We start from the raw sequence: 4,453 nt of genomic DNA, 5'->3' as shown, positions 1-4,453 counted from the left end.
GCGATTCTGTGGCTCTTTCGTCCGGCGATATCAATGCCGTCGAACTTCACGCTGCCGCTACGCGGCGTCACGACGCCCATCAGGCTCTTCAGCGTGGTGCTCTTGCCGGCGCCGTTGCGGCCGAGCAGCGCCACCACTTCGTGACGCGCGACGTGCATGGCGACGTCGAACAGGATGTGGGAGTCACCGTAATAGCTGTTCAGGCCGTTGACCTCGATCAGGCTCATGCGGCGATCTCCCCGTGAACTCCGCCGAGATAGGCTTCCTGCACGGCGGCGTTGGCCTTGATTTCCTCCGGCGTGCCGTCGAGCAGAACCTTGCCTTCCTGGAGCACCGTTACGCGTTCGACCAGCTCGAACAGCGAATCCATGTCGTGGTCGATGATGATCATGGTGCGCCCTCGCGCGATCGATTTGAGCAGCTTGACGGTCTCGACGCGCTCGCGTGGGCTCATGCCCGCAAGCGGTTCGTCGAGCAGCAGCAGGCGCGGCGAGGTGGCGAGCGCGAGGCCGATTTCGAGCCTGCGCTTCTCGCCATAGGCGAGCTCGGATACCGGCGTATCGGCCCGGCGGCTCAAATTGACGAGGGCAAGCGTGTGCTCCACCTGCTCGGTCAGGCCCTTGACGCTGGAGAGCTTGCGGAACAGGTCGAGCCGGAATTTTCCACGTAGCTCGGCCAGCGCGGCGATCGTCAGGTTCTGCCGCACCGTCAACCCGGTGAAGAGCTGGTTGACCTGATAGCTCTTGGTGAGGCCGAGCTGGCAGACCTCGGTCACCTTCAATCCCGTGATGTCTCGCCCCTCGAATACGATCTGGCCGGAGCTCGGCGCGATCTCGCAGGTCAGCATCTTGAAGAAGGTCGATTTGCCGGCGCCGTTGGGGCCGATGATCCCGCGCAGCTCGCCCTGATTGACGCTGAAATCGATGTCGCTGTTGGCGACGAGACCGCCATAGCGTTTGGTCAGGCCGGTGGCTTTCAGGATCGGCCCGGAATAGGCGGGATGCGCGACCTCCTTGGCCTGCATCGGCGCCGGTGGGGGTTGCAGTGTGGCCTCGGCGTCAGCGGCCTCCTGCTCCATCTCCGCATCCGTTCGCTTTCGCTTGCCCGAGACGAGGCGGTAGAGATCGGCAAGACCGCCGATGATGCCGCCGCGCAGGAAGCAGACCAGCAGCACGAAGACGACACCCAGCACCAGCTTCCAGGCTGCGCCGAGGCCCAGCGCGGACTGGAGGAAGTCCTGAAGGAAGAGCCAAACGGTTGCGCCGACCAGCGGTCCGAACAGCGTGCCCCTGCCGCCGATGGCCGTCTGCATCACGAGCTGGCCCGAGGTGTCGAAGGTGAAGGCGTCGGGCGGCATGAAGGCCTGGAGCACGCCGAGCAGTCCCCCGGCGAAGCCCGCGTAAGCGGCTGCGATCACGAAGGCGGTCAGCTTGTAGCCATGGATGTTGTGTCCGACGGCCGTGGCGCGCAGCGGATTGTCGCGGATCGCACTCAGAATCGCGCCGACCGGCGAGCGCACGATCCTGAGGGCGATGACGACGCCGACGAAGTAGCACAGCGCGATGAACTGATAGAGCGACCAGCCATTGGTGAAGTGGATGGAGGTGAAGCCGAGATCGAAGCTCGGCGTCGGTACCCCCGGCAAGCCGTTCTCGCCGCCGGTGAAATCGGAAAGTGGATTGAACTCGACGAAGTAGAACACCTCCGCGATCGCCACGGTGATCATCGCGAAATAGATGCCGGTGCGGCGCAACGCGATCAGGCCGATCAGGTAGCCGGTCGCGGCCGCCGCGATCATGCCGATGATCAGCGCGCCCAGCACGTTGCCGAAGCCCGCGCGGGTCAGCAGGTAGGCGGCGACGAAGCCGCCGGTGCCGTAGAAGGCGGATTGGCCGAACGAGAGCAGGCCGGTGAAGCCGAACAGGATGTCGAAGCCGAGGCCGAACAGGCCCCAGACCAGGATCCTGTTCACGGTGTTCGGCGCGAAGCCGAGATGAGGCAGCACGAAGGGGGCTGCGATCAAGCCGATCGCGGTCAGGGCTTCGATCAAGAAGGGGCGTTGCTTGAGCATCAGGAGATCGCTTACTCGCGGCCCTGGACGCCGAGCAGGCCATGCGGTCGTACCACGAGCACGAGCGTCATCGCCGCAAACAGCATCACATAGGCGTAGCCGGGGTTGAACATGGAGGTGACGCTGATGATCTCGCCGGCGATCAGGCCGCCGATAATTGCGCCGGGGAACGAGCCGACGCCGCCGATCACCACCACCACGAAGGTCTGGACCAGGATGTCGTCACCGATGCCCGGTGTCAGCGACACCACCGGCGCGTTGACGATGCCGGCAAAGCCGGCGGCCATTGCGCCGATGCCGAACACCACCATGAAGACGCGATAGACATTGATGCCGAGCGAATCGACCATCACCGAATCCTCGATGCCGGCGCGCACAATCATGCCCAGCTGGGTCCGGTAGAGGACGATGAACAGTGCGCCGAGGGCGACCGCGACGATGCCGACGACGGCGAGGCGGTAGGTCGGATAGAACATGAAGCCGAGATTGGTGATGCCCCGGAACAGGGCCGGCGGCGGCACCAGCTGCGACTGGCTCGAGAAGATCAGGCGCACGAGCTCGACGAAACAGATGCCTAGCCCGAAGGTCACGAGCAGCTGATCCTCGTGCGGGCGGTGATAGAAATGGCGGATGATGACGCGTTCCATGAGAACGCCGAGCAGCATCACGAACAGCGAGCCCGCGATCACGGCGAGGATGAACGACTCCGTGTACTGGTAGGCGACGAAGCCGGCATAGCCGCCGATCATGAACATCGCGCCGTGCGCGAGGTTGAGCACGCCGAGCGTGCCGTAGATGATGGTCAGGCCGGAGCTGATCAGCGCGAGCAGGGCGCCGAGCGCGAGCCCGTTGAAAAGCTGCGAAACGAGGTTGGGCCAACTTATCATGCGACAATCGCTGTTGTGGCGCGCGATGGTGCGCGTCCAAAAAAGGGTGACGCCGCAGGACCGGAGTGCAGTCCGCGGCGCCACAGGGGTTAGCGAGGTCTCAGCTGTAGTCGCCGAGATGGCAGCCGAAGGCGTCCGGCTTCTGCATCAGGCTTTCCCCCGGGACGATCTCGACGACGTCGTACCAGTCTTCCTTGTTCTTCATGTCCTTTTGCTGCTTGCCCTTGACGATGATCACCGGCCGGACGCACTGATGGTCCTCGGGACGGTAATGCACTTCGCCCACCAGGGAGGGGATCGTCTCGCCCTTCTCGTAGGCCTTGATCACGTCGGGCGGGCTGAAGCTGCCGGCCTGCTCGCACATGTGCGCCCAATGCGCGAAGCTGACATAGGCGTTCTCCGCGCCCCATTCGGGCTTGTAGCCGTACTTCTTCTCGAATGCTTCGTTGAACATCTTGGCGAGCGGGAATTTGTCTTCGATGGTCCACCAATAATCGGTGGCGGCGTAGACGCCCTGCATCAGGCCGCCGGTCTCGCGCGCGATGAAAGGCACCTGGTAGGGGACGACCAGCTTCATCTTGTCGAGCACGCCGAACTGCTTGGCCTGTTGTGTCGACAGCACGGCGTCGTGTCCCCAATTGACGTTGATGAGCACATCGGCGCCTGAATTCGCGACGTTCAGCAGATAGGAGGAGTAGTCGGGTGCGCCGAGGGGCGCCACCTGGTTGGTGGTCGTCGTCCAGCCCGCTGTTGCGAGGAAATCCTGCATGGATTTGGTGACGGTGTGGCCGTAGGTGTAATCAGGCGTGAGATACGCGGCCTTCTTGCCCTTGCCGAACTCACGTACCATCACCGGGCCGATCGCTGCAGCCGCAGTCTGGCCGTAGAAGTTCTGGCGAAAGCCGTAGCGGACGCAATCCTTGCCGGTGGTATCGTTCGAGCCGGAAATGCCGCACACGAAAATGACGTGTTCGCGCTGGGCGAGTTTGTTCAGCGCCACTGCAACGGCGCTCGACGTGCCGCCGGTGATCATGATCGCCTTGTTCTCGCTGATGAAGCGCTGCTGCGCCTGCACCGCCTCGTTTGGCTTGGCCGCGGAATCGGCGACGCCGAACTTCAGCTCCTTACCGAGCACGCCCTTGCTGGTCTTCGGCGATATCTTCTTGATCAGGTCGTGCCCGCTGTTGATGTGCTCGATCGCGAGCTGATAGCCCTTGAGCTCGTCTTCACCCTGTACGGCATAGGTGCCGGTGCGCGGCACGGAGATGCCGATGAAGGCGGTGGAGCCCGAGACCCCGGCGGGGTAGGAGCCGATCGCCAGCTTGTCCTCGGCAAACGCCGGCATCCCGGGCAGAACCGCGCCGCCGATGAGGCCCGCGGTGGTCTGAAGCAGGCCACGGCGCGAGAGGCCGCGGCGGATGAGATTGTCAGTCATGATCGTTTCCTCCGAACATCGTTCTTGTTTGCAGGCAAAGCACGACCTGTCCGGCGGCAG

4 protein-coding genes are annotated in these 4,453 nt (G+C 63.7%); all 4 read right to left on the bottom strand.

Annotated elements, in window-relative coordinates:
• On the bottom strand, positions 1–227 hold a 227-nt coding region (locus IVB48_RS15935; RefSeq protein WP_247400762.1), incomplete at its 3' end, for an ATP-binding cassette domain-containing protein.
• Positions 224–2,071 (bottom strand): branched-chain amino acid ABC transporter ATP-binding protein/permease, encoded by a 1,848-nt coding sequence (locus IVB48_RS15930; RefSeq protein WP_027568016.1) that lies wholly within the window; start codon positions 2,069–2,071, stop codon positions 224–226. The genes IVB48_RS15935 and IVB48_RS15930, both read right to left, overlap by 4 nt.
• 11 nt (positions 2,072–2,082) lie before the next feature.
• Complete coding sequence (locus tag IVB48_RS15925) at positions 2,083–2,958, bottom strand: branched-chain amino acid ABC transporter permease (protein ID WP_247400761.1); 876 nt, start codon at positions 2,956–2,958, stop codon at positions 2,083–2,085.
• Between the two features lie 100 nt (positions 2,959–3,058).
• The gene (locus IVB48_RS15920; protein ID WP_027568014.1) at positions 3,059–4,393 is read right to left on the bottom strand and encodes a substrate-binding protein; all 1,335 of its coding nucleotides are present in this window, start codon (positions 4,391–4,393) and stop codon (positions 3,059–3,061) included.
• Positions 4,394–4,453: the final 60 nt, after the last annotated feature.

This window comes from Bradyrhizobium sp. 76, from assembly GCF_023073025.1.
GTDB lineage: Bacteria > Pseudomonadota > Alphaproteobacteria > Rhizobiales > Xanthobacteraceae > Bradyrhizobium.
The sequence above is the reverse complement of the archived record's forward strand: the minus strand, read 5'-3'. Positions and strand labels throughout refer to the sequence as shown.